Annotated in this window: 8 protein-coding genes; all 8 read right to left on the bottom strand. The window is 70.6% G+C overall.

Annotation, left to right across the window (positions count from 1 at the left end):
• Nucleotides 1-18: 18 nt before the first annotated feature.
• Genes ACE3SG_RS00880 through ACE3SG_RS00845 form a run of 8 tightly spaced genes read right to left on the bottom strand, consistent with a single transcriptional unit; the run spans nucleotide 19 to nucleotide 24,891 of the window.
• Entirely contained in the window at nucleotides 19-1,587 is a 1,569-nt protein-coding gene (locus ACE3SG_RS00880; RefSeq protein WP_374562004.1) for a 4-hydroxyphenylacetate 3-hydroxylase family protein, read from the bottom strand.
• A gap of 14 nt (nucleotides 1,588-1,601) precedes the next feature.
• A complete protein-coding gene (locus ACE3SG_RS00875) occupies nucleotides 1,602-7,859 on the bottom strand; it encodes an alpha/beta fold hydrolase (protein WP_374562001.1) in 6,258 nt (2,085 codons plus the stop codon).
• A 30-nt stretch (nucleotides 7,860-7,889) separates the two neighbouring features.
• Nucleotides 7,890-17,066, bottom strand: coding sequence for an amino acid adenylation domain-containing protein (locus ACE3SG_RS00870; protein WP_374562000.1), 9,177 nt, complete (start codon nucleotides 17,064-17,066; stop codon nucleotides 7,890-7,892).
• Nucleotides 17,056-21,312 carry a beta-ketoacyl synthase N-terminal-like domain-containing protein gene (locus ACE3SG_RS00865; RefSeq protein WP_374561999.1) on the bottom strand — a complete coding sequence of 1,419 codons (4,257 nt, stop codon included), beginning with the start codon at nucleotides 21,310-21,312 and terminating at the stop codon, nucleotides 17,056-17,058. Before ACE3SG_RS00865 ends, ACE3SG_RS00870 begins: the two co-directional genes overlap by 11 nt.
• A gap of 9 nt (nucleotides 21,313-21,321) precedes the next feature.
• Nucleotides 21,322-21,786, bottom strand: a complete 465-nt coding sequence (locus tag ACE3SG_RS00860) for an OsmC family protein (protein WP_374561997.1) — start codon at nucleotides 21,784-21,786, stop codon at nucleotides 21,322-21,324.
• Between the two features lie 33 nt (nucleotides 21,787-21,819).
• On the bottom strand, nucleotides 21,820-23,472 hold the full coding sequence (locus tag ACE3SG_RS00855; RefSeq protein ID WP_374561996.1) for a class I adenylate-forming enzyme family protein: 1,653 nt from the start codon (nucleotides 23,470-23,472) through the stop codon (nucleotides 21,820-21,822).
• A 52-nt stretch (nucleotides 23,473-23,524) separates the two neighbouring features.
• Nucleotides 23,525-24,325 carry a class I fructose-bisphosphate aldolase gene (locus tag ACE3SG_RS00850; RefSeq protein ID WP_374561995.1) on the bottom strand — a complete coding sequence of 267 codons (801 nt, stop codon included), beginning with the start codon at nucleotides 24,323-24,325 and terminating at the stop codon, nucleotides 23,525-23,527.
• Nucleotides 24,326-24,327: 2 nt separating this feature from the next.
• Nucleotides 24,328-24,891 (bottom strand): acyl-homoserine-lactone synthase, encoded by a 564-nt coding sequence (locus ACE3SG_RS00845; RefSeq protein WP_374561993.1) that lies wholly within the window; start codon nucleotides 24,889-24,891, stop codon nucleotides 24,328-24,330.
• Nucleotides 24,892-24,954 lie beyond the last annotated feature (63 nt).

Here is a 24,954-nt window from a genome sequence, read left to right as displayed (position 1 = left end):
GCAGGGTCTTTCTTGTCGTCATTGGAGAGAGGGTTCGGGCAGCGCACGGGCGGCCGGCGCGGCGACGGGCGCCTTGTTGGAGCGCTCGGGCACCGGGCGGTCCTGCAGGCCGAACACCGGCGAGGCGATGGCCTCCTGGATGCGCTTGGTGATCGCGGAGCGGTCGAGCTGGTTGAACAGCGCGATGCGGTTGCGCGCCAGGTCACCACGGTTCCACTTCTCGTACAGCTCCTGCCGCATGCCGTAGCTGTCGCAGGTCAGGTCCCAGGCCATGCGGAACAGCCGCGCCTTGCGGTCGACGTCGATGTCCTTGCCGCACATGTAGCGCTCCAGCAGCGGGCGCAGCTCGGGCGTGGCCAAGTCGGCCTCGCTGGGCTGCATCAACAGGCCCGAGGCACCGAGCTCGCGCAGGATCTCGCTCGCCCGCGTGCCGATCTGCGCGGCGAAAGCGTCGGGCCCGAGCGTCGAACCCGGGGCCAGCAGCCCGCCCGGTGTGCGGCTGGTCTGCTTGTCCATGCCCAGCAGAGCGAGCTTGGTCATCTCGACGTAGGTGGCCAGCTCACCGAGCTTGCCCTGGATCTCGCGGAAGCCACTGACGCCAATCGAGTCGCTGACCATCGCCGCGACCGCCAGGTGGGTCATCATGCGGTGGTAGAAGCGGATCTGCCCGACGTAGAGCGACCAGGCGTTCAGGCGCCGGAAGCCGTCGAACGCGGTCTTGGCATCGCGCAACAGGAAGATGCGGTTGCGCGGCACGAACACGTCTTCGAAGAACAGCATCGCGTCCTGCTCGTCGTAGCGGCCGGCGAACGGGTGGGCAAAGCTGCCCTCGGTGCGCGGCAGCGCCTCGCGGCACATCACGCGCAGGCCGGGTGTCTGCATCGGCAGAGCGCACCAGATCACGAACTCGGGCTTGTCGCGCATCGCGAAAGTCGGCGACATGTAGATCAGCACTTCGTGCGCGAACGGCGACAGCGTGGCCACCTGCTTGGCGCCGCGGATCACCACGCCGTCGGGCGTCTCGCGCACCACGCGCAGGGCCAGGTCGGGGTTGTCGCTCGGGCCGGCCGAGCGGTCGATCTGCGGGTCGCCGATGGCGTGCGTGATGCTCAGGTCGTGCCGGCTGCAATAGGCGTGGTAATGCGCCGCGTTGTCGCCGAACTGCGGGTCAACCTGGGCCAGCGCCTCGCGGTAGTCGTACAGGCCGACGACCACGTTGGCCATGAAGTCGGGCACCCGCGGCAGTTGGCCCCAGCTGTGCTCCATCCACAGGTGCGAGTTGGCCCACTTGGCCTGCAGCTGCTCTTCGGTGTGCGGCAGCGCATACGAGCGGCTGACGCGGTAGGGCGCGCCGTCGACCGGCTCCGACATCGCCTCGCGCAGGTCGGCGCGGTGCTGCAGGTCGTACAGGCGCGCCATCTCGTTGCGCAACCCGGCGAACGCCGGGTGCTCGGTGACGCTGACGCGGCGGCCGTCGAGCCACAGGTCGCGTGAATCGCGCAGGCTCTGGATGTAGCCCGCACCGGTCAGGCAGCCCGTGGCTTGGTCGAGCCGCATCTCGAGCTGGTAGGACAGTGAATTGCGCATGGTTGTCAGGCCCTTCAGGAAAGGACAGAGGCGTCGGTGGTGGTGGCCGGTGCGTTCGCCGCATCGACCTGGTGGACGAAGCGGGTCAGCACTTCGTCGAACTCGGTGGGGTGGGTCAGGAACGGGTAGTGGCCCGAGCCCTTGATCTCGACCAGGCCCGAGCCGGCCAGCGCCTCGTGCATCGTCTGCGAGTGAACCGGGCGGATCACCGTGTCCAGATCACCGAACACGAAGTTCACTGGCCGGCGGATCTCGCGCACCCAGTCCAGCGTCGACAGGGTGATCATCTCGTTCAGGTAGCGCATCGCCACCAACGGGTTGGCGCACTGGCTGCCGATCAGCAGGCCACCCACACGCTCGGCCTCGACCCGGCGGGGGTCGTCGGCCGGCCACTGGGCGGCAACGGTGTCGAAGTCCAGCTTCAGCGAGCCGGAGACGGTCTGGATCATCTGCATCACCTCTTCGATCGAGAGGTTGTCGGCCGTCACCGGCGGCAAATCGGCCCCGTCGTAGAAGCCGCCCACCATGCTCAGCGACGCCACCTGCTCCGGATGGAAACGGGCCAGGTGCGCAGCGGCGATCGAGCCGAAGCACGACGAGACCAGGTGCGCCGGCTGCGTGCCGATCAGGCGCTGCAGCACCTCGGAGAACACGCGCGACACACCGGCGGCGGTCGACTCCCGGATCGCCTTGCTGAGCCCGTAGCCCGGCGCGTGGATCACGATCAGGCGGTGCTGCGTGCGCAGCGACTCGAGCTGTTTCAGCCAGACCGGCGCGGTGAGCGCGACCGCCGGCATCAGCACCAGCGGCGAGCCTTGTCCGGTGACGAACACCTCGACCTGCGGGCATGACGGCACCTCGACCAGCAGGTGCAGCAGCTCGTCCGGGCCGATCTCGGCGCCGTCGCTGGCCTGTGCGTTGGCCAACTGGCCTTCGCGGAACAGGTCACCGTAGCTGAACAGGAACGGCTCGATCTGGTCGGCCGGGATGCGGCGCAGCACGCGCGCACGGTCGGTCAACTCGGCGGCCGTCGGGCCGGCGGACGGCGCGGCCACCTGCACCACGCGGCTGTCGGCAGATTCGGCCAGTTCGACCGGCGCCGGGGCATCCACTGCGGCTGGCGAAGCGGCCGCGACCGGGCCCGATCCGCCCAGCAACTGGCGCGCCTGCTCGACGTGGTTGTTGATCAGGAACTCGGCCACCTCGCGCACCGACTGGTAGTTCAGGAACAGCGTGGCGGGCAGCGTGCCTGCCAGCTCTTCGAGCGCCCGGTGCAGATTGACGACGATCAGCGAATCGACGCCGAAGTCGGCCAGGTCGGCATCGAGGTCGATCTTCTCGCGCTCGATCATCAGCGTGTCGGCCACGATCGCCCGCACGCTTTGTGCCACCGCGTCGACCGTCAGCGCGGCCTCGACGTGCGCGACCTTGGCCTGCTGCGAGATCTGTTCGATCACCTTGCCGGCCTCGCGGCCCGCCTCGGCGACCTTGGTCTCGACAGCAGGACGCGGCGCGGGCTTCACCGGCGTCGGCTGGGCCGGCTTCGGCAGCTCGACGCCCATGCGTTCGAGCACCGCATCCGACACGTTCAACGCCATCACCTGGCCCAGGCCGCTGGCCAGCAGGCGCTCGATCGCCTGGCCACCCTGCTCGCTGTTCAGCGGGTCGATGCCCTTGGCCCGCAGCAGCTCCGGGTCGCCGCGGTCGTTGCCCTCCCAGAAGCCCCAGTTGATGACGTGGACCGGCCAGCCGGTCTCTTCGCGCAGGTGCAGGCTGAACGCGTCCTGGAAGTTGCAGGCCACGGTGTAGGCGCCCCAGCCCTTGTTGCCGACGAAGGATTCGCCCGACGAGAAGAACATCAGGAAGTCGAGGTCGCGGCCCTTCAACGCGCGGTACAGCGCATGCGAGCCGATCGTCTTGGCGTGCAGCGCGTCGTTGAACTCGGCCTCGGTCAGGGTCGCCAAGCGGCCGCCGGCGAACGCCATCGCCGAGTGGAAGACGCCTCGCAGCGCGCCCATCTCGGCCTCGATCTTCTGCAGCGCCTTGGCCAGCTTCTTGTCGTCGCCGATGTCAGCCTGGTAGTAGCGGACGCGGCCGGCGGCCACCTCGTCGCAGCGGGCCTGCATCGCGTCGTCGGCCGCACGGCGGCCGATCCAGGCGATGTTGGCGCCGCAGCGCTCGGCCAGGTACCGGCTGATGCGAACGCCGACATTGCCGGCACCGCCGACGATCACATAGACCCCATCGTCGCGCAGCGCACTCGCCTGGGGCTGCGGCAGGCTGGCCGGCCGCAGCGTGCGGCGATAGGCCTTGCCGCCGCGCAGCGCCAGCTGCTGCCCGTCGCCCACGCCGGTGATCACGCGGTCGAGGTCCTGGCCCAGTTCGGGCGTCAGCGCGGTCACCCCTTCGCCGAGCGCCAGGTCGACCCACTGGGTCGCGACATGCGGCAGCTCGTTGCTCAGCGCCTTCGCAAAGCCAAGCAGGCCTGCCGTGAACGGTTGGATGACGTCGTCCGTGGCGATCTGCGCGACGGCGTTGCTGACAATCCGCAGCGACCAGCGCTGGCGCGCCGTGTTCTGCGCCTCGATCGCCTTCACCAGGCGCAGCAGCATCGTCGTGCTGGCTGTCTGCACGTCGCGCAGCTCCTTGGTGCTGCGCGGGTGCCAGTGCTCGATGTTGACGCCGCCGAGGAAGTAGACCGTGTCGATCGCGCCGATGTGCTGCGCGCAGGCCGGCAGCGCTGCTTCGTCCGCCAACGCCACGCTCCACGAGCGGGCCGACAGCACCGCCGTCTTGCCGCCCAGCACGATCTCGTGCACCGGCCGGTTCAGCCGCTTCTTCAGGCCTTCGGCGACGAAGGCGGCCGCGCTCGGGTAGACCAGCACCACCGCACCCTTGGGGTCGGCCGCCGGCTCGGCCTTTGGCAGCGCCTGCTCGACCCACTCGGGGCGGTAGAACATGCGCTCCATCACCGGGTCGCCCTGGTTCGCGCGCAGCCCACGCGCGGTCATCCAGATGCGGCCTTCCGCGTCCAACAGGTCGACGGCGTAGGCACCGTCGGGCAAGACCCGCAGGAAGACCGAGCCGCCCGCGGCCGGCGCCCCCACCAGGCGGACATGCTCGACGCGCCACGCCTGCGCATCGCTGCCGGCCGCGCCGGGCCAGGCGCGCGCCACCAGGGCGGCCGATGCATCGACCAGCGCCATCGCCACTTGCCAGGCCGGCAGCGTGCGCGACGCGACCTGGTAGCGCGCCACCGCGGTCTGCTCGCCGGCCACGGCCTCGTCGATGCCCACGCCCGCCGCGCGGAACGCCGGCAGCGCCTGCGGGCAGCGGGCGCGCACTTGCGCCAGGTCGGTGGCCGCAGCCACCGGTTCGGTCTCGGCCTCATGGCGCTGGCGCAGCACTGCGCCGGCCAGCGATTGCGCGTTGGCATCGAGCAGGCGAACTGCAGGCGCTTCGCTGCCGGCCGGGCCGTGCGCGATCTCGAGCGTCAACGCCGCACCGGCCTCCAGCGCCACACCACGCTGCCAGCGCACATCGGTCGCCGTGCCACGCTGGCCCAGAAAGTCGGCCGCTTCGCCGATCCAGCCCATGATCCGCGCGTCGGCGGCGCCTTCGGCGGCACCGTCCCAACGCAGGTCGAAACGCAGCGTGCCGTCCAGGCTCTGCAAGGCGTTCAGCTGCGCCGCCAGGCCGGTGGCGGCCGCCACCGGCCTGGCCGCTGCGGCCGTGTTCACCCAGCAGCGCTCCTTGGCGAACGGGTACAGCGGCAGGTCGACGCGCCGTACCGCCCAGCCGCGGTGGCACTCGGCCCATGGCACGCTGGCGCCGTGGCACCACAGGCGCGCCAGCTTGGCCCACTTGCGGCCACGGGCCAGCGAGCGCAGGAACTCCTGGTCCTGCTCACCGTCGGCCTGCACGCGGTCGCGGTTCGACGCCGGGCTGACCGACACGCCGTCGATGTCTTGCGCCCCCGCCAGGAAACGGTCGAGCCGCTCGCGCAGCTGGCCGAAGCTGTCAGCCTCGACCGCGAGCCGCTTGGCCTGCGCCTCGCGGCCCACCTGCAGCGTGTAGGCCAGGTTGGCAAAGCGTTCCGGTTCGTTGGCACCGCCGGCGCCGACCGCGCCACCACACAGCGCGCACAACTGCCCGACGGTGCCGGCGCGCAACACCTCGTCGGCCGTCAAAGCCGTCTCGAAGGCGTCGTTGACGCGCCGCGCGATCCGCTCGGCGGCCCAGAAGTCGATCGACAGGTCGGCCCACGCGTCACCCGCATCCAGCAGGCGGGCCGACACGCCCAGAGCCCCGGCGACGACGCCCAGCACCTCGTCGACCGCCGGCCCGGCGCTCGAACGCGCCGGTGCCGTCGACATCGCGCTGGCGACGAAGCGCTGCACCACCGCCTGCAGGCGCTCGTTGTTCTTCGCCGAGAAGACGAACAGCTGCGACGAGGCGGGCACCGCCGCGGCCGCCCGCGGCGCCTCGACGAATTCTTCGAGGACCACGTGGCCGTTCGCGCCACCGGCGCCGAACGAGCTGACCCCCGCACGCCGCGGCACGCGGATGTCACGCCCCTGCTCGTCCTTGAGCACCGGCTGGCGCCACGGTGCCAGCGTGCGCTGCACGACGAACGGCGTCTTGTCGAAGTCGATGTTCTTGTTCAACACCTCGGTGTGGATCGACGGCACCAGCTGCCGGTGCCGCATCTGCAGCACCACCTTCGCGATGCCGGCGAAGCCGGCGGCCGATTCGAGGTGACCGACGTTGGACTTGACCGAGCCGAGCGCGCAGTAGCCGACCTCGTCGGACGATTCGCCAAACACCTGCGTCAGCGCGCGCACCTCGATCGGGTCACCCAGCGCCGTGCCGGTGCCATGCCCTTCGATGTAGCTGATGGTGCGCGGCTCGACGCAGGCGGCGTCGAGCGCCTCCTTGATGAGCGAGGCCTGCAGCTTCGGGTTGGGCACCGTGTAGGCGTTCGACTTGCCGCCATGGTTGATCGCCGAGCCGCGGATCAGCGCGAGGATGCGGTCGCCGTCGCGCTGTGCGGCGCTCAGGGGCTTGAGCAGCAACGCACCGACACCGTCGCCCGGCACATAGCCGTCGCCGCCTTCGCCATAGGCACGGCACAGCCCTTCAGTCGATGCGAAGCCGGTCTTGCTGAGGAACATGTACTTGTTCGGGTGCACGGTGACGTTCACGCCCCCAGCGATCGCCAGCTCGGTCTCACCGCGGCGCAGGCTCTCGCACGCCAGGTGCACCGTGGTCAACGACGACGAGCACATGGTGTCCAGCCCGATGCTCGGGCCGGTGAAGTTGAACCAGTACGAAACCCGGTTGGCAATCGACGCGTACGACGAGCCGGCGTTCGCCGAGTCGACGCCGTAGAGCTGGTACTGGCTCCACATCGCGCCGGCATAGACGCCCACCTTGCGCCCGGCCAGTTGCTCCCTGGCGTAGCCCGCGTCCTCGATCGTGTGGTAGACGGTCTCGAGGAACAGGCGCTCCTGCGGGTCCAGCGACTGGGCCTCGAGGTTCGAGATGTTGAAGAACAGCGGGTCGAACTTGTCGACGTCGTTCATGAACCCGCCCCAGCGGGTGTACGACTTGCCTTCGACGCCCTTCTCGGTCGTCCAGATCTCACGCCAGTCCCACAGCTCGGCCGGCACCTCGGAGATGCAGTTCTTGCCGGCCACCAGGTTGGCCCAGAACTCGTCGAGGTTGTCGGCCATCGGGAAGCGCCCGCTCATGCCGATGATCGCGATCGGCTCGTCTTGCGGGGCCGGTGCCGCCGCCGGCGGCTGGGCCAGCAAGAAGCCACAAGGCATGGTGGCGCCCGGATCCTGGGCGGCGACCGCCGGTGCTGGCGCCTCGGCCTGCACGGGCATGGGCACCGGCGGCGTGGCGGCGGGCGCGGGCGCTGCCACCGCCATCGCCGGCTCGGCGTTCACCACGGCACTCACCACGGCCGGCGCCGCCACCGGCGACGGCTCGACGGCCGGCTGAGGGTACTCGCGGGCCAGGAAGCCCGCCAGCTCGCGGATGGTCTGGAACTCGAAGAACAGCGTCTTCGCGAGCTCGCCGAAGGTCTCTTCCAGGCGCCGGGTGATGGCCACCACCATCACCGACTCGATGCCGTACTCCTCGAAGGTGGTGTCGCTGGCCAGTTGATGGGCCGGCAGCTTGGTCTCTTGCATGATCGCTTGGCGAACGATCTCTTCCACGCGTTTCGGCCACGCATCACGACCGTTCGTTTCAGTGTTGGACATGCCTTCTCCTTGTTCGTCAATGCCTGTGGTTCATGTCGCGCCGATGAGGTCGCCGGCAGTGCGGCCCAGCATCGAGCGGTCGATCTTTTCGCTGTCGCCCACCGCGAGCGCGACGGTCTCGTGCGGCCCGCCCAGAATGGCGAGCAGGCACTGCATGGCCGTGTCGGTGGCCATGTCGTTCATGCCGTGCAGCTGCGCGATGTAGTCGCGCTCGGCGTCGCTCATGCGCATGCCGCCCTCGCGCCACAACGGCCAGCCCACCGAGCAGCTGGCCCCGCGGCGCAGCCCCTGGCGAACCAGTTCGTTGCGCGCCCTCACCAGGCCGTCCAGGAAAGCGTTCGCATAGGTGTAGTCGGCCTGGCCAACCGGCCCCAGATACGACGCCAGCGACGAGAACGCGATGAAGTGTTCGAGCGGGTCGTCGCGTGTGGCCTCGTCGAGCACGATGGCGCCAGCCACCTTGGCCGCCAGCACCGTGCGCGCCGTCTGGCTGTCCTTGCGCAGCAGCATGCCGTCGGCGCGGCCACCGGCGGCGTGGAACACGGCCTGCACCGGCCCCCAGTCGCGCCGCACCTGGTCGAGCGCCTGCCGGACCTGGTCGGCCTGCGTGACATCGGCCTGCAGGTAGCGGCACACGCGCGGGTCTGCCAACCCGGCGGCCTGCAGCGCAACCGCCACGCTGGCTGGGTCCGAGCGCCCGAGCAGCGCAACGCGGCAGCCCCGCGCCGTCAGGAAGCCGGCCATCAGGCGGCCGATGCCGCCTGCGCCGCCGCTGACCACGACGACGCTGCCGGCCGCCAGCGGCCCCGCCGACGGTGTCGGGTCGGTCGCCGCCTTCGTCAGCCGTTCGGCCTGCAGCCGGCCATCCGCGGTGCAGCGGTAGTTGACCGCCCGCTGTGCGTCGCCCGGCAATGCGGCGATGGTCGCACCGATCGCCGCCAGATCGATGCGCCGCGGGTCGGCGGCCAGCGCGAGTGCGCTGAAGCGCACCGAAGGCGATTCGTTGCGCACCGCGCGGCCGAAGGCGCCCAGCGCCTGCACCGCCGGCATGAGCATCGAGCCTGCCTGGTCGCCATAGACCGCGACCACCGACAAGGGGCGGCGCACGCGCAGCTTCATCGCCGCACGGGCCAGCGCGAAGGCCTCGTCAAACGGCGCGTACACGGCCTCGCGCCCTGCCGCGCTGCCGCCGGCGGCCGGCCACGTGGTGTAGTCGAGCACGATCAGCTCCGGCGCGGCGTCATCGGCCAGCACTGCCGACCAGTCGGCCTCGGCCCTGGCGTCGATGCGCAGCGAGCGCGCCGCAGCGGCGTGGTCGCTGATCGTCCGCTCAGCACGCAGCCAGCCTGCAGGCGTGGCCAATGACGAGCCGGCCGTGACCAGCAGGCCGCGCACGGTCGACTCGACCCGGGCAGCGTTCAATGGCTCCCATCGGGGAACGTACAAGTGCGCCGCCTGCGCCTGCGCCGCCAGGCTCTTGGGTGCACGCGCGGCGGGCGGCGTGGTGACCAGCCCCTTGCCGGCACAAGACTCGATGCGCCCAACCCGGCGCCCGGACGCATCCAGCAGGTCGGCGTCGTACTTCGCCACACGGGCCGGGTTGCCCACAGGCGCCGGCTGCAGGGCCAGCCGCACACTCAGCTCGGTGACACCGGCCCCGCCGACATGCGCCTGCAGGTGCACGCGCCTGGCGTGGAACGGCAGGCTCGGCGCGCCATCGGGCCGCGACAGCTGATGGTGCAGCGCGATGGCCTGCAGCGCGCCGTCCAGCGCCAGCAGCCAGCACGACTCGGCATCGCCGGCCACGATGCGCAGGCTCGCCACGCCACCTGCAGGGTCGAAGCTCAAGCCCTGCACGCTGCGGTAGGGCGCGGCCAGTTGCACACCGCCACGCTCGAAGGCGGCGTAGCAGTCGTCGTGCGTGGCGTGGTGAGGCATGGCGGCCGCCACGCCCACCCGCTCGGCGTCGATCGCCGCCTGGCCAGCGGCCAGCACGTCGACCGTGCAGTGCTCGGCCTGCGCATCGCCCGCGCCGCTGACGAAGCTGAGGCGCTGCGAGCCTTGCCGGCTCGTGCCCGGCACGATTCGAAGCGCTTGCGTCTGCGCGGCGGAGAAGGGCTGCATCCACACCGCATCGGCGAGCGTGACGAGCTGCTCGCCCGATGCCCCGATCGCGCGGCGCGCCAGCGCCAGGTAGGCGGCGGCCGGCAGCACCGGGCGGCCGGCGACGGTGTGGGCCGCCAGCACGGTGCTGGTCGGAGCCAGCGCGACGCTGTCGGACACGGTGGCCGGCAACAGCGCGGGCAGCGTCGACGACACCTCGACGGCCAACGCCGGCAGCCAGTACGGCGTGTGCTCGAACGGGTAGGTCGGCAGGTGCACCCGGCGACCCGCGAGGCCTGGCGCCTCGCGTGGCCACGCCGCGTCACCGTGTTGCTGCCAGCGCTCGACCACGCCGTCACCACCACCCGCCGGCGGGTCACCTGCGGCGCGCCGGGCGGCACCCCGCATCGGCGCCGACTTGACGCTGCCGCGCCAGTGCAGCGCTGGTGTCTGCCGGCCTTCGGCCAGCGCCGTTAGCGCGTCGGTCAACTCGCCCAGCGTGTTGACGCGCAGCAGCGCCCGCTCCTGCAGGCTGGCCCGGCCCGCCTGCAGCGTGATCGCCACATCAGCCAGGGTCACCGTGGCTCCGCGGAGGTAATCAGACAGACGGTGGCACAGTGCTTGCAGTTCGGGCACGCCTTGCGCCGACAGCGGGATCCACCAGGCCTCGTCGGCGTTGGGCGCGAAGGTGTTCGCCGCCGGCGCCACGTGCTGCTCGACCACGATGTGCGCGTTCACGCCGCCGAAGCCGAACGAGCTGACCCCCGCCAGACGCGGCCCGCGCCCGCCCTGGGCGCCGCGTGGCATGGGCCAATCCTGCCGCTCCCGCACGATGAAGAACGGGCTGCCGTCGAGGTGGATGTTCGGGTTGAGCTGCTCCAGGTGCAGCGTCGCCGGCAACTGGCCGTGCTTGACGCACAGGATGGCCTTCAGCAGTCCGGCGATGCCGGCGGCCGACTCGAGGTGGCCGACATTCGGTTTGACCGACGACAGTGCCACCGATCCGGGCTCGGCGCGCGACTGGCCCCGCTCGCCCTGCAGGAGCGTGAACACCTCTTTCAACGCTTCGATCTCGATCGGGTCGCCGAGGGCGGTGCCGGTGCCGTGGGCTTCGAGGTAGCCGATGCGACCGCTGTCGACACCCGCCGCACGGATCGCCGCCTGGATGACCTGCACCTGCGCCGCCGGGTTCGGCGCACTCAGCGCGGTCGCGCGACCGCCGTGGTTGACCGCACTGCCACGGATCACCGCGTGGACCGGGTCGCCGTCGCGCAGCGCATCCGCCAGCGGCTTCAGCAGGATCAGTCCGATGCCCTCGCCGCGGGCGTAGCCGTCGGCGCGGGCATCGAAGGTCTTGCACCGGCCATCGGCCGCCAGCATGCCGATCTTGTTCAGGCAGACATGCGGCACCGGGTCGATCATCACGTTGATGCCGCCGGCGATCGCCAGCTTGCAGTCGCCGTGCTGCAGCGCCCGGACCGCGTTGTGCACGGCCACCAGCGAGCTGGAGCATGCAGTGTCGACCACCTCGCTCGGCCCGTGCCAATCGAACAGGTAGCTGACCCGGTTGGCCAGAATTGTGCGCGAGACCCCCGACAGGGTGAAGCGATCAATCTCGCGCCCCGGCTGCAGCGACAGCGTCGCGTACTCGTCGCCCGTGGCGCCGACGAACAACCCGACGGATTCGCCGCGCAGCTCACCCGGCCGCAGCGCGGCGTCTTCCAGGCACGACCAGACGCCCTCCAGCAGCAGGCGCTGACGCGGGTCCATCAGCTCGGCTTCGCGGGGCGAGATCGAGAAGAAGGCAGCGTCGAAGCCGGCCACGTCGTCCATGAACGCCGCGCGGTGCACGTTGGTGAAGTTGCCCGGTCCGTTCGGGTCACCATCGACCGATCGCCAGTCCCAGCGGTCGGCCGGGATCAGGCTGCTGTTGTCGGCCCCGGCCAGCAGGTTGCGCCAGAAGGCGTCGAGATCGGCGGCCTGCGGCATCACGCCGCTCATGCCGATGATCGCGATGGCGCCTGCAGGAACGGTCGGCGCCTCGGGCACCCCAGAGGCCGGCTTGACGGCCGGCGCCGCAGGGCTCGGCGCCGCATGTGTGGCCGCCGGCCGCAACGCCGATGCCAGCGCGCTGGCATGCTCACGCAGCAGGTAGTCGCGGATCTCGGCGATCGACACGTAGCGGAAGAACAGCGCCGGGTTCAGCGCCATGCCCAGCTCGTCGGCCAGGCGCGCTGCGAGCGAGGTGTAGTGCAGCGAATTGAAACCCAGCTGGCCGAGGTTGTCGTCCAACTGCACGGGCGTCTCGGTCGCACCGAGCACGGCGTTCACCGCGTCGCGCAGCCAGCGCTCCAGTGCGCCCGACAGCTCACCTTCGGCGGGGGCAGGCGCGGCAACAACAGCCATCGGCGCGGCGGGGGCCGCCGCCAACGCCGCGGCCAGCGCTGCCGCCTGCTCGCGCAGCAGGTGGTCGCGGATCTCGGCCACGCTGACATAACGGAAGAACAGCGCTGGGTTCATCGCCACGCCCAGCTCGTTGGCCAGCTTGGCGCCGAGCATCGTGTAGTGCAGCGAGCTGAAGCCGAGCTGGCCGAGGTTGTCGTCCAGGCCGACCGCTGTTTGCTCGGGCCCGAGGATCTCGGTCACTGCGTGCAGCAGCCACTCGGCCAGGCGCGCATCGATCGGGCCGGCGGTCGCCGTCGAAGGCGCCGCAGCCTCGGCCACCACCGTCGTGGCAGCGAGCGCCGCCATGCGCTCGTGCGTCAGGCGCTTGCGGTCGACCTTGCCGTTGGGCGTGATCGGCAGGGCCGGCAGCACGATCACCTGTGCCGGGACCATGTAGGCCGGCAGACGGCCGCGGATCAACGCCAGGCGGGCTTCGTCGGCCAGCTCGCCCGGCGGCACCGCGGCCGACGCCGCGGCGAAGCCGACGAGGCGCCGGCCGGCTTCGTCGTCGCGCACCACCGCCACCGCGCGCGGCAGGCCGGCGGCCTCCAGCGCGGCCTCGACCTCACCGAGCTCGATGCGGTAGCCGCGCAGTTTGACCTGGTGGTCGATGCGGCCGAGGAACTCGATGTTGCCGTCGGCAAAGAAGCGCGCCCGGTCGCCGGTGCGGTACATGATCGCGCCGGCGCGCTCGTGGAACGGGTCGTTGACGAAGCTCTGCGCGGTCAGCTCGGGCTCGTTGATGTAGCCGTCGCTCAAGCACTCGCCGCCGATGAACAGGTCACCCGCCTCGCCCACGGCCACGGGCTCGCGCTGGTCGTCGAGGATGTAGTAGCGGGCGTTCTGGATCGGGCGCCCGTACGGGATGCTGCGCCAGGCCGGATCGAGGGACTCGACCGGAAAGTAGTTCGACCACACCGCCGCTTCGGTCGCACCGCCCAGGCTGATGACCTGCGCCTTGGGCGCCACCGCCTTCATCGCATCGGGCATCGCCAACGGGATCCAGTCGCCGCTGAGGAAGACCACGCGCATGCGCTCCAGCTGCGCGCGGGCCCGGTTGACGCCACCTTCGAGGAACGGCAGCACCATCTGCAGGTAGGCCGGGGCCGAGTTCCAGAAGGTGATCGGCTCGTCCTTCAGGTAGCCGGCCACGGCCAGCGCGTTGGTGCGGTCCGCATCGCTGACGATGCGGATGCTGGCCCCATAGGCCAGCATGCCGAACAGGTCGAAGATCGACAGGTCGAAGCTGAGCGGGTTGACGAACAGCACCCGATCGGCCGCGTTGAAATTGAACGTGCGCTCGGCCCACTCGATCAGGTTGACCACCGGGCGATGGCGAACGATCACGCCCTTGGGCGTGCCGGTGCTGCCGCTGGTGAAGATGATGTAGGCGCGGTCGTCCGACAAAACGGCTTCGCGCGGCTGGAACTGGCTGGGCCGGCCGGCGATCTGCTCGGCTTCGGCGTCGAGCAGCACCACGCGGCGGCCCGGGTCATCGAAGCGGCCGTAGTGCTCGCGCGTCGAGACCACGGTGGTCGCCTGGGCCTGCGCCAGCACGCGCGCCAGCCGGTCTTGCGGATCATCGATGTTCAGCGGAATGAACGCGCCACCGCACTTGATGATCGCCAGCGCGGTGACGACCAGGTGGTTGGTGCGCGGCAGCATCATCGCCACCAGCGTGCCGCGGCCGACACCCAGTGCCTGCAGGTGGTTGGCCAGGCGGTTGGCGCGCGCGTCGAGTTCACCGTAGGTCAGCACCTCGTCATCGCTCAGGACGGCGACGCCGAACGGCGCGGCGCGGGCACGGCGCTCGAACAGCGTGTGCAGGCACACCGTGCGGTCGTAGGCCACGTCGGTGGCGTTCCAGCGCGCCATCAGCGCGCGGCGCCTCGCCCGCTCGTCGGCCCCCACCCGCTCGCCGGCGGCTCCGGCCAGCGACGGGGTGTCGATCAGCGCCTGGATCGACTCGACGTAGTGGTCAAAGCAGCGCCGGACCTCGGCAAGGTCGACCTGGTCTCGACGCACGATCCAGCTGAGGGTCAGGCCGCCGGCGCAGCGCTGCACCAGGTTGTCGATCGCCACGCCCGGGGTGTCCGACGCGGCGTCCACTTCGGTGACCCCGGTGAACGCGGGTGCCGGCGTGTCGAGGCAGTTGGTCATCACCACCGAGCGCACGACGGCCGGCTGGCCCGACGCCAGGTGGGCACGCAGCGCATGGAACGGCTCGGCCCCGGCATGCTGGCGGTCTCGCGCCAGTTCTTGATCGAAGTCGGTGGCCAGGGCCAGCAGCGACGCGGTGGCGTGATCGCCCGACGCGGTCACCCAGGCGAAGCGTGTGGCATCACCGAAACCGGCAAGCGGCACGCCGCCGGCCATGCGCAGACCGTAGTCGACGACGCCAAGTGCAAAAGGCAGCCGGTCGTTCGGCAGCGCACGCGCATAGGCCGCGAGCAGCAGCGCTTCGAGGCTGACGCCGTGGGCCGAGGCCCAGGCATCGAGCGGCCCGATGTCGGCCCAGGTGTGGGCCCAGCGCGTCGTCGCGTGGATGTCCGTCACACTGGCTGGCAAGGGGTGCGCACCGGCCAATCGTGGCCCGGCCGGCAGATCGGCCCAGCGGGCGGCCCAGTGGCGCTGGTGCGCAGCGTCGCCCCGGGCGGCGCCACGTTGCAGCAAGAACGGCTTCCAGCCGCCCGATTCACGCGTGCCCGCTGCGCCGTGCGCGCGGCCGATCAGCTCGTTGTAGAAGCTCCACGCCGAATGGGCGTCGAACGCCGCCATGTCGAGCAGGCTGAGCAACAGGGCCGAGCCGTCCGGCTGCCGCAGCAGGCGCAGGCGAAAGGCGGGCCAGCCGCGGTCGGCAACGAAGTCCTGCAGCATCGCGCAGGTCTGCGCCGGGACGTCCGACGCGTCGGACACCGGGATCTCGTAGGCGGCGACGGCATCGGGGCATTCCAGCGTGCCGCGCGGGCTCGCATAGGCCTTGAGCATCGGGTGATCGGCCAACAATGCGTCCAGCGCCTGCTGCCAGCGCGCGGGCTGGAACGCTTCGCAGCGGAACGAACGGAAGATGTAGCCGCTGGCCTGGCGCGGATGCCGGATGCGCTCGGCCAGGTAGCCCTGCTGCAGCAAGCTCATCGGCACGCTGGTGGCCACCGCTGGCGCGCCCGGCGCCGCGGCGCGGCCGCGGGCCACTGCGCCACGATCCCACAGCGCCGGCTCGTCGGCCAGCGCCTGCAGCGTGGATTGAAAGGCCTCGAGCAGGCGATGGACCACATCGCCCTCGAACCACGACGGCACCGCGTCGAAGGTGATCTCCAGCGCAGCGTGCACGGCGCGCAGCTGGCAATGCAGCGCCGTGCCCGGCGTCTGGGCCGCGCCGAAGGCCACACGCTGCATCCAGCCCGCCTGCTCGCCCGGGCCGCCGCCGGCGGCCAGCAGGCTGGTGAAGACCACCCGGTCGTTGCGCTGCGGGCGATCTGGCCCCAGGCTACGCCAGGCCTCGATCGCGCCGACGTGCCCGTGGTCCAGCGCCTCGAGCAACTGCTCGCCGTAGCGGCGAGCCCGCTCGCCCAGGGTCTCGCCGTCGACACAGTCGGCGGCGAACATCGCGCTGGACGTGAACGGGCCGACCACACGCTGGATATCGGCGTGCATCGGTGGCCGGTTCTGCAGCGTCAGCACCAGGCCGAAGCGCTCGCTCGTCGTCCAGCCGCGCAGCACGTCGCAGAACACGGCCAGCACGCCCGCGGTGGCCGACAGCTTGCGTTGTGCGAACAGCGCCTGCAGCCTGGCCCACTGCGCCGGCGACACACGGGCCACCTCGCGCTGGCGGTTGCGCGGGTTCACCGGGGCCTTGTCGATCGCGTCCGACCACGGCAGCGCCGGGCCGTCGGGCATGTCGGTCAGGCGCCGCTGCCAGTAGGCCAGGCTGCGTGCGTGGCCGTCGGACGCGCGGAACGCCTTCATGCTGTGGATGAAGTCCCTGAAGCGGATGTCGGGCGAGGCCGGGGCCTGGTCCGGCTGTTCGTAGCAGGCCTGCCATTGGGTGTAGATCTGCTCGGCGCTGTGGGCGTCGACGATCCAAGAGTCCATGCTGACGTGGATGCGCGCGGCGCCTTCGGGCAGTCGCGTCACGCGGATCTCGTACAGCGGCCAGTCGCCGGGCAGGTACAGGCGATGGGACAGCTCGTCGCGCACGCGCTCGATGCATCGCTGCGCCGCGGCCGCATCGTCACGGTGGTCGGCCACGCCGAAGGCCGGCAGGGCCCGGTCACTGACGATGCGCTGCAGGCCGTTGGGCAGCACCTGCGCGCGCAGCATCGGGTGCGCCTTGGCCACCTGCACCCAGGCCCGCTCCAGACGCTGCGGGTCGATCCCGTCCACGTCGAACTCGAGGTAGACATGGCAGCCGGCCGGGTCCACGCGCACCGGGTTGACCTTGGCCACCAGGTAGGCGGTCTGCAGATCGGTGAGCGCAAACGGCGAGTCGGCCGGCGCGGCGTCGCGCACCAGGCGCGGATGATTCTGGCGCACCGGAGCCTGGGCCACGGCAGCCGGGCGATCGGCGGCTGTGTCGGTGCCAGCCGCCCGCGCCTGCATCATCGCCAGCACGCGGCGCTTCTCCGGCAACGACAGGTTCTTGAAGTCGTCAACTTGCATGGCTCAGGTCGGGTTCGGTTGAGGTCGACAGCTGTCGGAACAGCGCGATCAGTTCGGCGTCGGTGGCCTGCTCGAGGTCGGCGAGTCGGGCGTCGTCGCGGGCCGGTGGGGTCGGTGGCCGGGCCGACTGGGCATGGGCCAGCGCCGCCAGCTCGCGGGCGGTGTCGGCGCCAACGATGTCCTGCACCGAGAGGTCCACGCCCAGCCGCGCCTCGATCACGAAACGCAGGTTGATCGCCTTGACCGACTCCATGCCATAGCTGGACAGCGCGGCGTCCGGGTCGACCGCAGACGGGTCCATGCCCAGCTCTTGCGCCAGCACCGACCGCACCGCCGCGAGCGTGGCGGCCATGGCCGCCTGCACCGCGGCGCCTGGCACCGATGCCGTGGTGGCCGCGTCGCCGCGCGGGGCCCGCACGGCCTGAGCCGGCATCGCATCGTCCCGGCGCAGCAGCCAGCAGCTTTCGGTGTCGAACGGGTAGCCAGGCAACGCGACACGGCGGCGCTCGTCGTGTGCGAACCACTCTTCCCAGCGCGGCTCGAAACCCGCGGCGATCAGGCGGCCGATCTGATGCACGGCCGCGCGGTCCGGCTCGGCGTCGAGTGCGGCGCGCCAGCGTCGTGCGCCCTCGGCCAGCCCGGCGGCATCGATCGCGCGGCGCTGCTCGATCGGAGCCAACGGCCAGACACCCTCGTGGCCGCGGCCGGCGATGGCCGCATCGAGCTGGGCCATGAACTCCGCCCGGTCGCGGAACGCGAAGACATGGCCGTGGGCGAAGCGGCTGCGGCCGCAGGCCAGCGTGAAGGCCACGGTGTGCAGTGCGGCGTCGTGGTGGTCGTCGATCCAGTCGCGCAGTTGCCGCAGCCGGGCGGCCAGCGCGCGCTCGGTGCGCGCACTGACCGGCGCCACGAGCCAGCGCGCGCGTTGCGGCGGCGGCGCAGCATCGCGCTGCGCGAGGCCCTCGATCACGCAGTGGCCGTTGGTGCCGCCGATGCCGAACGAGTTGATCGCCGCGCGGCGCACGTCGCCCGTTGGTGCCGGCCACGGCCGGGCCACGGTGTTGACGTAGAACGGCGTGCGGTCGAAGTCGATCTTCGGGTTGGGCTCGCGGTAGTTGATCGACGGCACCAGCCGGCCGTGGTGGACACACAGCGCCGCCTTGATCACGCCGACCAGGCCGGACGCCGCCGTCAGATGGCCCACGTTCGGCTTGACCGAGCCGATGGCCACCGAGCGTGGCGCGAGCGGCGCAGATTCGAAGCTGCGCACCAGGGCCTGCAGCTCGACCACGTCGCCCAGCGCCGTGCCGGTGCCATGGGCCTCGACATAGCCGATGCTCGCGGGGTCGATACCGAGCCTGCGGTACAGCCCCGTCTGCAGCCGCGTCTGCGCCAGCCCGTTGGGGGCGGTGATGCCGTTGGAGCGGCCGTCCTGGTTCATCGCGGTGCCGCGGATCACCGCATACACCGAGTCGCCGTCACGCAGCGCGGCGGCCAGCGGCTTGAGCACCACGAAGGCCACGCCTTCGCCGTGGACGAAGCCGTCGGCCGCGGCGTCGAACGCGCGGCAATGGCCAGTCGGCGAGAAGATGCCGAGCTTGCTGCTGGCCACGTAGAACGACGGGTCCAGCGTCAGGCAGACACCGCCGGCCAGCGCGATCTCGGCATCGCCCTGGCGCAGGCCGGTGCAGGCCAGGTGCAAGGCGGTCATCGACGACGAGCAGGCGGTGTCGACCACGACGCTCGGGCCGTCGATGTTGAGAAAGTAGGACAGCCGCGCCGCGATCAGCGACATGTCGCCGCCCAGCATCAGGCCGGCGTTCGCGGGCTGCCCCTGGCGCGCGGCCAGCACCGGGTATTCGGGCTCGCGGGCGCCGATGTAGACACCGACCGCCCGACCGGCCAGGCTGTCGGGTGCATAGCCGGCGTCTTCCAGCGCGCGCCACGACTCCATCAGGCACAGGCGCTGCTGCGGGTCCATCGCCGCCGCGTCCTTCGGCGACAGGTGGAAGAACAGCGGCTCGAACTGGTCGATGTCGCGCAGGAAGCCGCCCCATTTGCTGTTGGACTTGCCGGGGGCGGAGAGGTCGGCGTCGTACCAGGCCTCGGCGTTCCAGCGCTCGGGCGGGATCTCGCCGACGCTCTCGACACCACCTTCGAGGTTGCGCCAGAACGCATCCCGGTCGGGGGCGCCCGGCACACGCAGGCTGATGCCGATGATGGCGATGCCGTCTTGCGCTGGCGGCTGGACGGGTGCCGCTGGCACGCGGTGGCCACCCGCCAGCTGGCCCGGGCCGAGGTGGCGGGCGAGCGATTCGATGCTCGGGTGGTCGAAGCAGCTCGCCACCTGCAGCTCGATCCCGGTGCGCGCCGAAACGGCCTCGGCAAAGCTCATCAGCAAGGCCGAGTCGAAGCCCTGGTTGGCGAACTCGACCTGCGGGTCGATGCGGTCCACCGCGACACCCAGCACGCCGGCCGCCACCTCGCGCAGCAATGACACGCCGACGATCGGCGCGGCCACGGCCACGGGCTGCGGCGCCATGTCTATCGACTGCTGCTTGAGCAACATCCGGTCGACCTTGCCATTGGGGCGACGCGGCAGCGCCGACTGCATCTGGAAGTGGCCGGGCACCATGTGGGCGGGCAGCCGCTCGGCCAGGAACTGCTGCAGCACCGCCGCGTTCGCCGGCTGGCCCTCGCGCGCGACCCAGAAGGCGGTCAGCCGCGTGTGCAATTCGGAGGTGGCGTGGGCCACGACCGCACATTCGGACACGGCCGGGTGGTCGCCCAGCACCAGCTCGACATGCTCCAGCTCGACCCGCAACCCGTTGACCTTGGCCTGGTGGTCGAAGCGGCCGGTCATGCGCAGCGTGCCGTTGGGCTGCAGCACCGCCATCTCGCCGGTGCGAAACAGCTGCCCCTCGACCCGGCAACCCGCCGGCCCGCCCGCGATGAAGCGCTCGGCAGTCAGCTCGGGCCGCCCGAGGTAGCCCAGCGCCAGGCTCGGGCCGTGGATATAGACCTCGCCCTCGACCCCAGGCGCCACCGGCGCGCCCTGCTCGTCGAGCAGGTGGATGGTGGTGTTGGCGATCGGGCGGTAGCCGCCCATGCCATCGGCCGCACCGGGCACGATGGGCCTCGCGTCGTGCAGGTAGGTGTTGGTTTCGGTGCAGCCGAAGTCGTGCAGCAGCTTGACGCCAGACAGCTCGGCGTGGAAGCGCTCCTGCAAGGCCGCACTCATCGGCCCGCCGTTGATCACGCGGCGCAAGCGCGACGGGTGCTGCGCGCCGCGGCGCTTCAGATCGAGCAGCAGCTTGATCAGCGGCGGCGTCAGCGTCAGCTGGCTCACACCCTGATCGGCGAACCAAGCGAACAGGGCGCTCGGCTCGCGCAGCACACGATCGGGCGCCAGCGCCGTCGGCACGCCGGCGAGCACGCCGCCGAGCAGCTCCCACATCGATGGCATCACGTTCATCGGGGACCGCTGCCCCTGCACGTCGCCGGGCTCGTAGGGGTAGTCCTCCCACATCCAGTGCAGCCGGTTGATCAACTGGCGCTGGCTGTGGACGACGCCCTTGGGCTGCCCCGTCGAGCCGGAGGTGAACATGACCAGCGACGGCGCGTCGGGCGACACGTGTGCAAACTGCTCGAGGCCGGTGCTGCCGGCGCCGGAGGCCGCGTCGAAGTCGATCGACGCCAGGTCCAGACGCGGAACGCCGGCAGCGACCAGCCCGGCCGCGTCGCCACCATGCGTCACCACCAGGCTCGGCCGGGCGATCTCGCACAGCGAGGCCAGGTAGGCCGGCGGGAACGCCCGGTCGAGCGGCAGGTAGACCGCACCAACCAGCCAGGTCGCGAGGATGACGACCACCAGCTCGCTGGTGCGCTCGACATGGGCGGCCACGGTCTGCTGGGGTTGCACGCCCGCGGCATGCAGCCGCCGGGCCAGCACCACCACCCGGTGGCCAAGCTCACGGTGGCTGAGTTCACGCCGAACGCCGGGGGCGGGTGCGTCGATCAGCGCCACCCGGTCCAGCCACGCCGTGCTGTTGGCGAAGTAAAGCCGCTCCAGGCGCTGGTCGAATGGATAGGGCCGCACCGGGCCGCGCACGCACGAGGCGACCGCAGTCACCTCGGTCAGCTGCGGCTGAGGCGTCGAGTTCGGCGCACCGTGCGCGGCGATGGGCGCCGCAGGCGGGCGCAGCCGAGCCGCTGCAGCCTGCAGCCAGTCTGTCAGTCTGGTCATGGCCGGGTCCTAGGCGGTTTCGAGCGCGGCTTCGACGCGCCCTTGCACCTTCACCGTGACGTTGCCCGCCATCGTCTTGGCCACCATGCAGGCCGTCTCGGCCTGCAGCATGCAGCTTTGCACCGTGCCGCCAAAGAGCATGCGGGCATCGGGCGCCATCCGCACGACAGGTGCGTGTTGCAAGCCGACCAGCACCGGGCCCTGCGGCGTGCTGTCGAAGACGGCGCTGGTGCGGTTGGACAGCTCGGTGTAGCTCACGCCCTCGGCGCCCAGCAGTGCCGCCAGGGTCATCAGGTAGCAGGTGTGGGCCGCGGCGACGAGCAGCTCTTCGGGGTTGGTCCCCACGCCCGGTCCGGTCATCTCGCGCGGGACCGAATACTCACCCTGGAGCGAACCGGCCCGGAACCGGCCGTCGCCGCGCATCAGCGCGCCGTTCCATTGACCTTCGCATTCGAAAACGTGTTGCTTTGCCATCGCCGTGAATCCTTGGTTGTCGCCTGATCGGGATCAGGCGGTCTCGGCCATGCGCTGGCGCATCGCCTGCTTGGTGACCTTGCCGGTGACACCCACCAGGATGTCGGCCGCATCGACCTGCTTCAGCCGAACCAGCCGGGGGCGGCCCAGCCGCTGCTGCTCGGCGTTGATGCGCTCCAGCAGCGCCGCCTCATCGACCGCACCGCCGGGGTACGGGTAGCCGTAGACGACCGGCTCGAAGTACTCGCCGACCGGGTGGCCCAGCACCGTGCAGTCGAGCAGCTCCGGGCAGATCTTCAGGATCAGCTCCTCGGTCTGCAGGCTGTACAGCGTGCCTTGCTCGGTGCGGATCGGGTCGGTCGTCCGGTCGACGTGGAAGAAGCAGCCCATCCGGTCCTTGTAGACCAGGTCACCCGTGAGCCAGTAGCCGGCGAGCTGGCTGCGATGGGTGAGCAGCGAATCGTTCCAGTAGCCGCTGGTCACGCTGGGCGACTTGATGCCCAGCCGGCCAACCTGGCCCACCGGCAGCTCGCTGCCGTCTTCGCCCAGCACACGGGCATCGACCCATTCCTGCGGCAGGCCGACGCAGCGATCGAAGTTCTGGTCGGCCGACGTGTAGACCACCCGAAAGCTCGAATGCCCCATCTCCGACGAACCGAGGCCGTCGATGAACTGCGAGCCCTTCACCCTCTGCGATCCCCGGTAGTGGTGGCCGTGGCGCACCAGCTGGCGGATGTGGGCCTCGTGCGCCGCGTCGCCGCTGTTGATCCAGTTGCTGACGGACTCCAGCGCACGGCCTTCCAGGCCGCTCGCCACCATCGCCACGTAGTTCGACGGGAACGACACGACGGTCGACGGCTTGAAGCGCTCGATGCTGTCGAGCAGCACGTCCGCCCGCTGCTTGGACACGACCATCAGCGCGGCGCCGCACAAGATGGCATGCATCGCATAGGCGATCGCCGCGTTGTGCGACACCGGCAGGCACGACAGGTAGCGCTCGGCGCCCTGCGCTGCGGGCAGGCCGAGCAGGTGGCGCAGACCGTGGAACCACTTGCCGTGTTGCAGCAGGACCGGCTTGGGCACCCCGGTCGTTCCGGAGCTGTGGGTGATCATCACCGGGTCCAGGTCGTCATGGACGAACGGGTAGGGCTGCGGCAGCACCACCTCGTCGCCGGGCGGCACGATCTGGTCCATGCGGGCCAGGAACTTGAACTCGCCCGCGGTCGCGATCTCGGCCAGTGCCTCGTGTTGCGCCTGGTCGGCCACCACACCCACCGCACCGACGCGGCGCATGTGCGCCAGCGCCGTGGCCCGCGGCATCGCCCCGTTGGTGAGCACCGGGATCGCCCCCAGCGCGGTCAGCGCCACGTAGTGCAGCAGGTAGTGCAGCCCGTTGCTGCCGTAGACACCCACCGGGTCCTTCGCACGCACGCCGTGGCTCACGTACCAGCGGGCCAGGGCATCGGCGCCCGCCTTCAGCTGGTTCAGCGACAGCGGCCCGGCCAGCATCTGCCCGCCGAGGTTGAACGGCTCGTCCGTCCACACCAGCGGTGCGTCCGCCTCGGCGTTCAGGCCGTGGGCGACATGCAGGAAGTTGCCCGCGCCCAGGGCCGGGTTCAGTTTCAACCAGTAGCGCTGCGCGTCGCTGAGGACGGAGGTGCGCTGGCCATCGCTGTGCTCGTTCATCGCTTGTTCTGCCGCTGACGGATGGAGGGATTTCGACGCGTTCGACCCGGCATCAGCCGGCGTTGACCAGCGCCAGGTTCGTGTCGGGCTGGCGCGCCATGCGCAGGCCCAGCGCCGTCAGGAACTTCTCGGGGTGCGCGTTCTGGAACACATTGCGCCCAACGCACAAGCCCTTGGCGCCAGCGTTCAGCCCCAACGTCAGCAGACGAGCGATCTCTTCGTCGCTGCTGCGCGGGCCGCCGGCGAAGAAGACATCGATGTCGCCGGTCAAACCGTCGAGCAGCTGCGGGATGTCGCCGATCGCCTCGGGCTTTTGCAGCTTGACCGCGTCGCCGCCCAGCTCCCAGATGGAGCGCACCACGCGCCGCAGGCGCGGGATCGCCGCATCGCCCGCCGCCTGTGCGCCCAGGCACTTGACCATCACCAGGATCGGCAGCCCGTAGGCTGATGCCTCGTCGGCCACGGCGCCCAGCAGGCGCAGGTTGTGGCTATCGTGTTCGCCGTCGAAAACGAGGTCGAGGCTGACGGCATCAGCGCCCATGCGCAGCGCCGCGTCGATGGAGGCGAGCATCTCCTTGCGGTGCGGCTGGGCGGCGCTGGAGATCATGCCGTTCAACTGCAGGATCACGCCTTTGCCCAGCAGGCAGCCGGTCTCGTTCAACCGCGCCACCATGCCCTTGTGCGCCACCACCGCGGTGATGGACGGGTGATTCAGCCAGCGCGCCGGCATCGCCGAGTTGCGAAGGCCGTCCATCGCCCCCGACGTGAGGCCATGGTCAATCGGAATGATCAGCCCGCGGCCGGTCTGGGGGTTCACGACGCGCGACCAGCGCGCCAACTTCGATCCGTTCATCTTCAGTCCTCGATGTCTTCACAATCGATCTTCAGCGCCACGATCGGCCATTCGCCGTGCAGCGCCGGCGCCCCGGCCCGCACCGAATGAAAGCCGCTGGCGCGCAACAGGCGCTCCATGCCGATCGGCGATACGGTGATCAAAGTGCCGGCCCCCTGCTCCCGGGCCACCGAGACCGCCCGGCGAAACAGGTCGCGGGCATGGCTGGCCGACGCCTGAATCTCGGGCGACGCCGCCGACTTGAAATCGACGGCCGCAAACCTGGACAATTCCCAGACCCGGTTTGATTCAGGTAACTCGTTACCTCCCCACAGAGGCCGAAATGCCTTGGCCAACAGATAGGGGCGCGTCGTCGGCAACAGCCGCGCCGTACCCGTCACGTGGCCGTCTTCGTCTTGAGCGACGACATATACCGTGTCGTCACGATCGAATTCGTCATATTCCAGCTCATCTCGGCACTGCAATTGCCAGCCGAGTTTGCCGACGAAAACCTTGTACCGATATCGCCCCATATCTGCGAAAAGCGCAGGCGGCAAGATATCAGGCGTGCCCGCAATGTATTGCATGTCACTTCCGTTTTTGCCCTGGTGAATGGCTGCAGTATGGGCGATCCGCCGGCAGCCGTAACC

The organism is Ideonella sp. (genome assembly GCF_041914305.1).
GTDB lineage: Bacteria > Pseudomonadota > Gammaproteobacteria > Burkholderiales > Burkholderiaceae_C > Ideonella.
This window is presented reverse-complemented; position numbering and strand designations above follow the sequence as displayed.

Excerpts from the sequence above, each read along its gene's own strand:
- ACE3SG_RS00880 (WP_374562004.1), bottom strand. The coding sequence starts at position 1,587 with ATGCGCAATTCACTGTCCTACCAGCTCGAGATGCGGCTCGACCAAGCC.
- ACE3SG_RS00875 (WP_374562001.1), bottom strand. The coding sequence starts at position 7,859 with ATGTCCAACACTGAAACGAACGGTCGTGATGCGTGGCCGAAACGCGTG.
- ACE3SG_RS00870 (WP_374562000.1), bottom strand. The coding sequence starts at position 17,066 with ATGCAAGTTGACGACTTCAAGAACCTGTCGTTGCCGGAGAAGCGCCGC.
- ACE3SG_RS00865 (WP_374561999.1), bottom strand. The coding sequence starts at position 21,312 with ATGACCAGACTGACAGACTGGCTGCAGGCTGCAGCGGCTCGGCTGCGC.
- ACE3SG_RS00860 (WP_374561997.1), bottom strand. The coding sequence starts at position 21,786 with ATGGCAAAGCAACACGTTTTCGAATGCGAAGGTCAATGGAACGGCGCG.
- ACE3SG_RS00855 (WP_374561996.1), bottom strand. The coding sequence starts at position 23,472 with ATGAACGAGCACAGCGATGGCCAGCGCACCTCCGTCCTCAGCGACGCG.
- ACE3SG_RS00850 (WP_374561995.1), bottom strand. The coding sequence starts at position 24,325 with ATGAACGGATCGAAGTTGGCGCGCTGGTCGCGCGTCGTGAACCCCCAG.
- ACE3SG_RS00845 (WP_374561993.1), bottom strand. The coding sequence starts at position 24,891 with ATGCAATACATTGCGGGCACGCCTGATATCTTGCCGCCTGCGCTTTTC.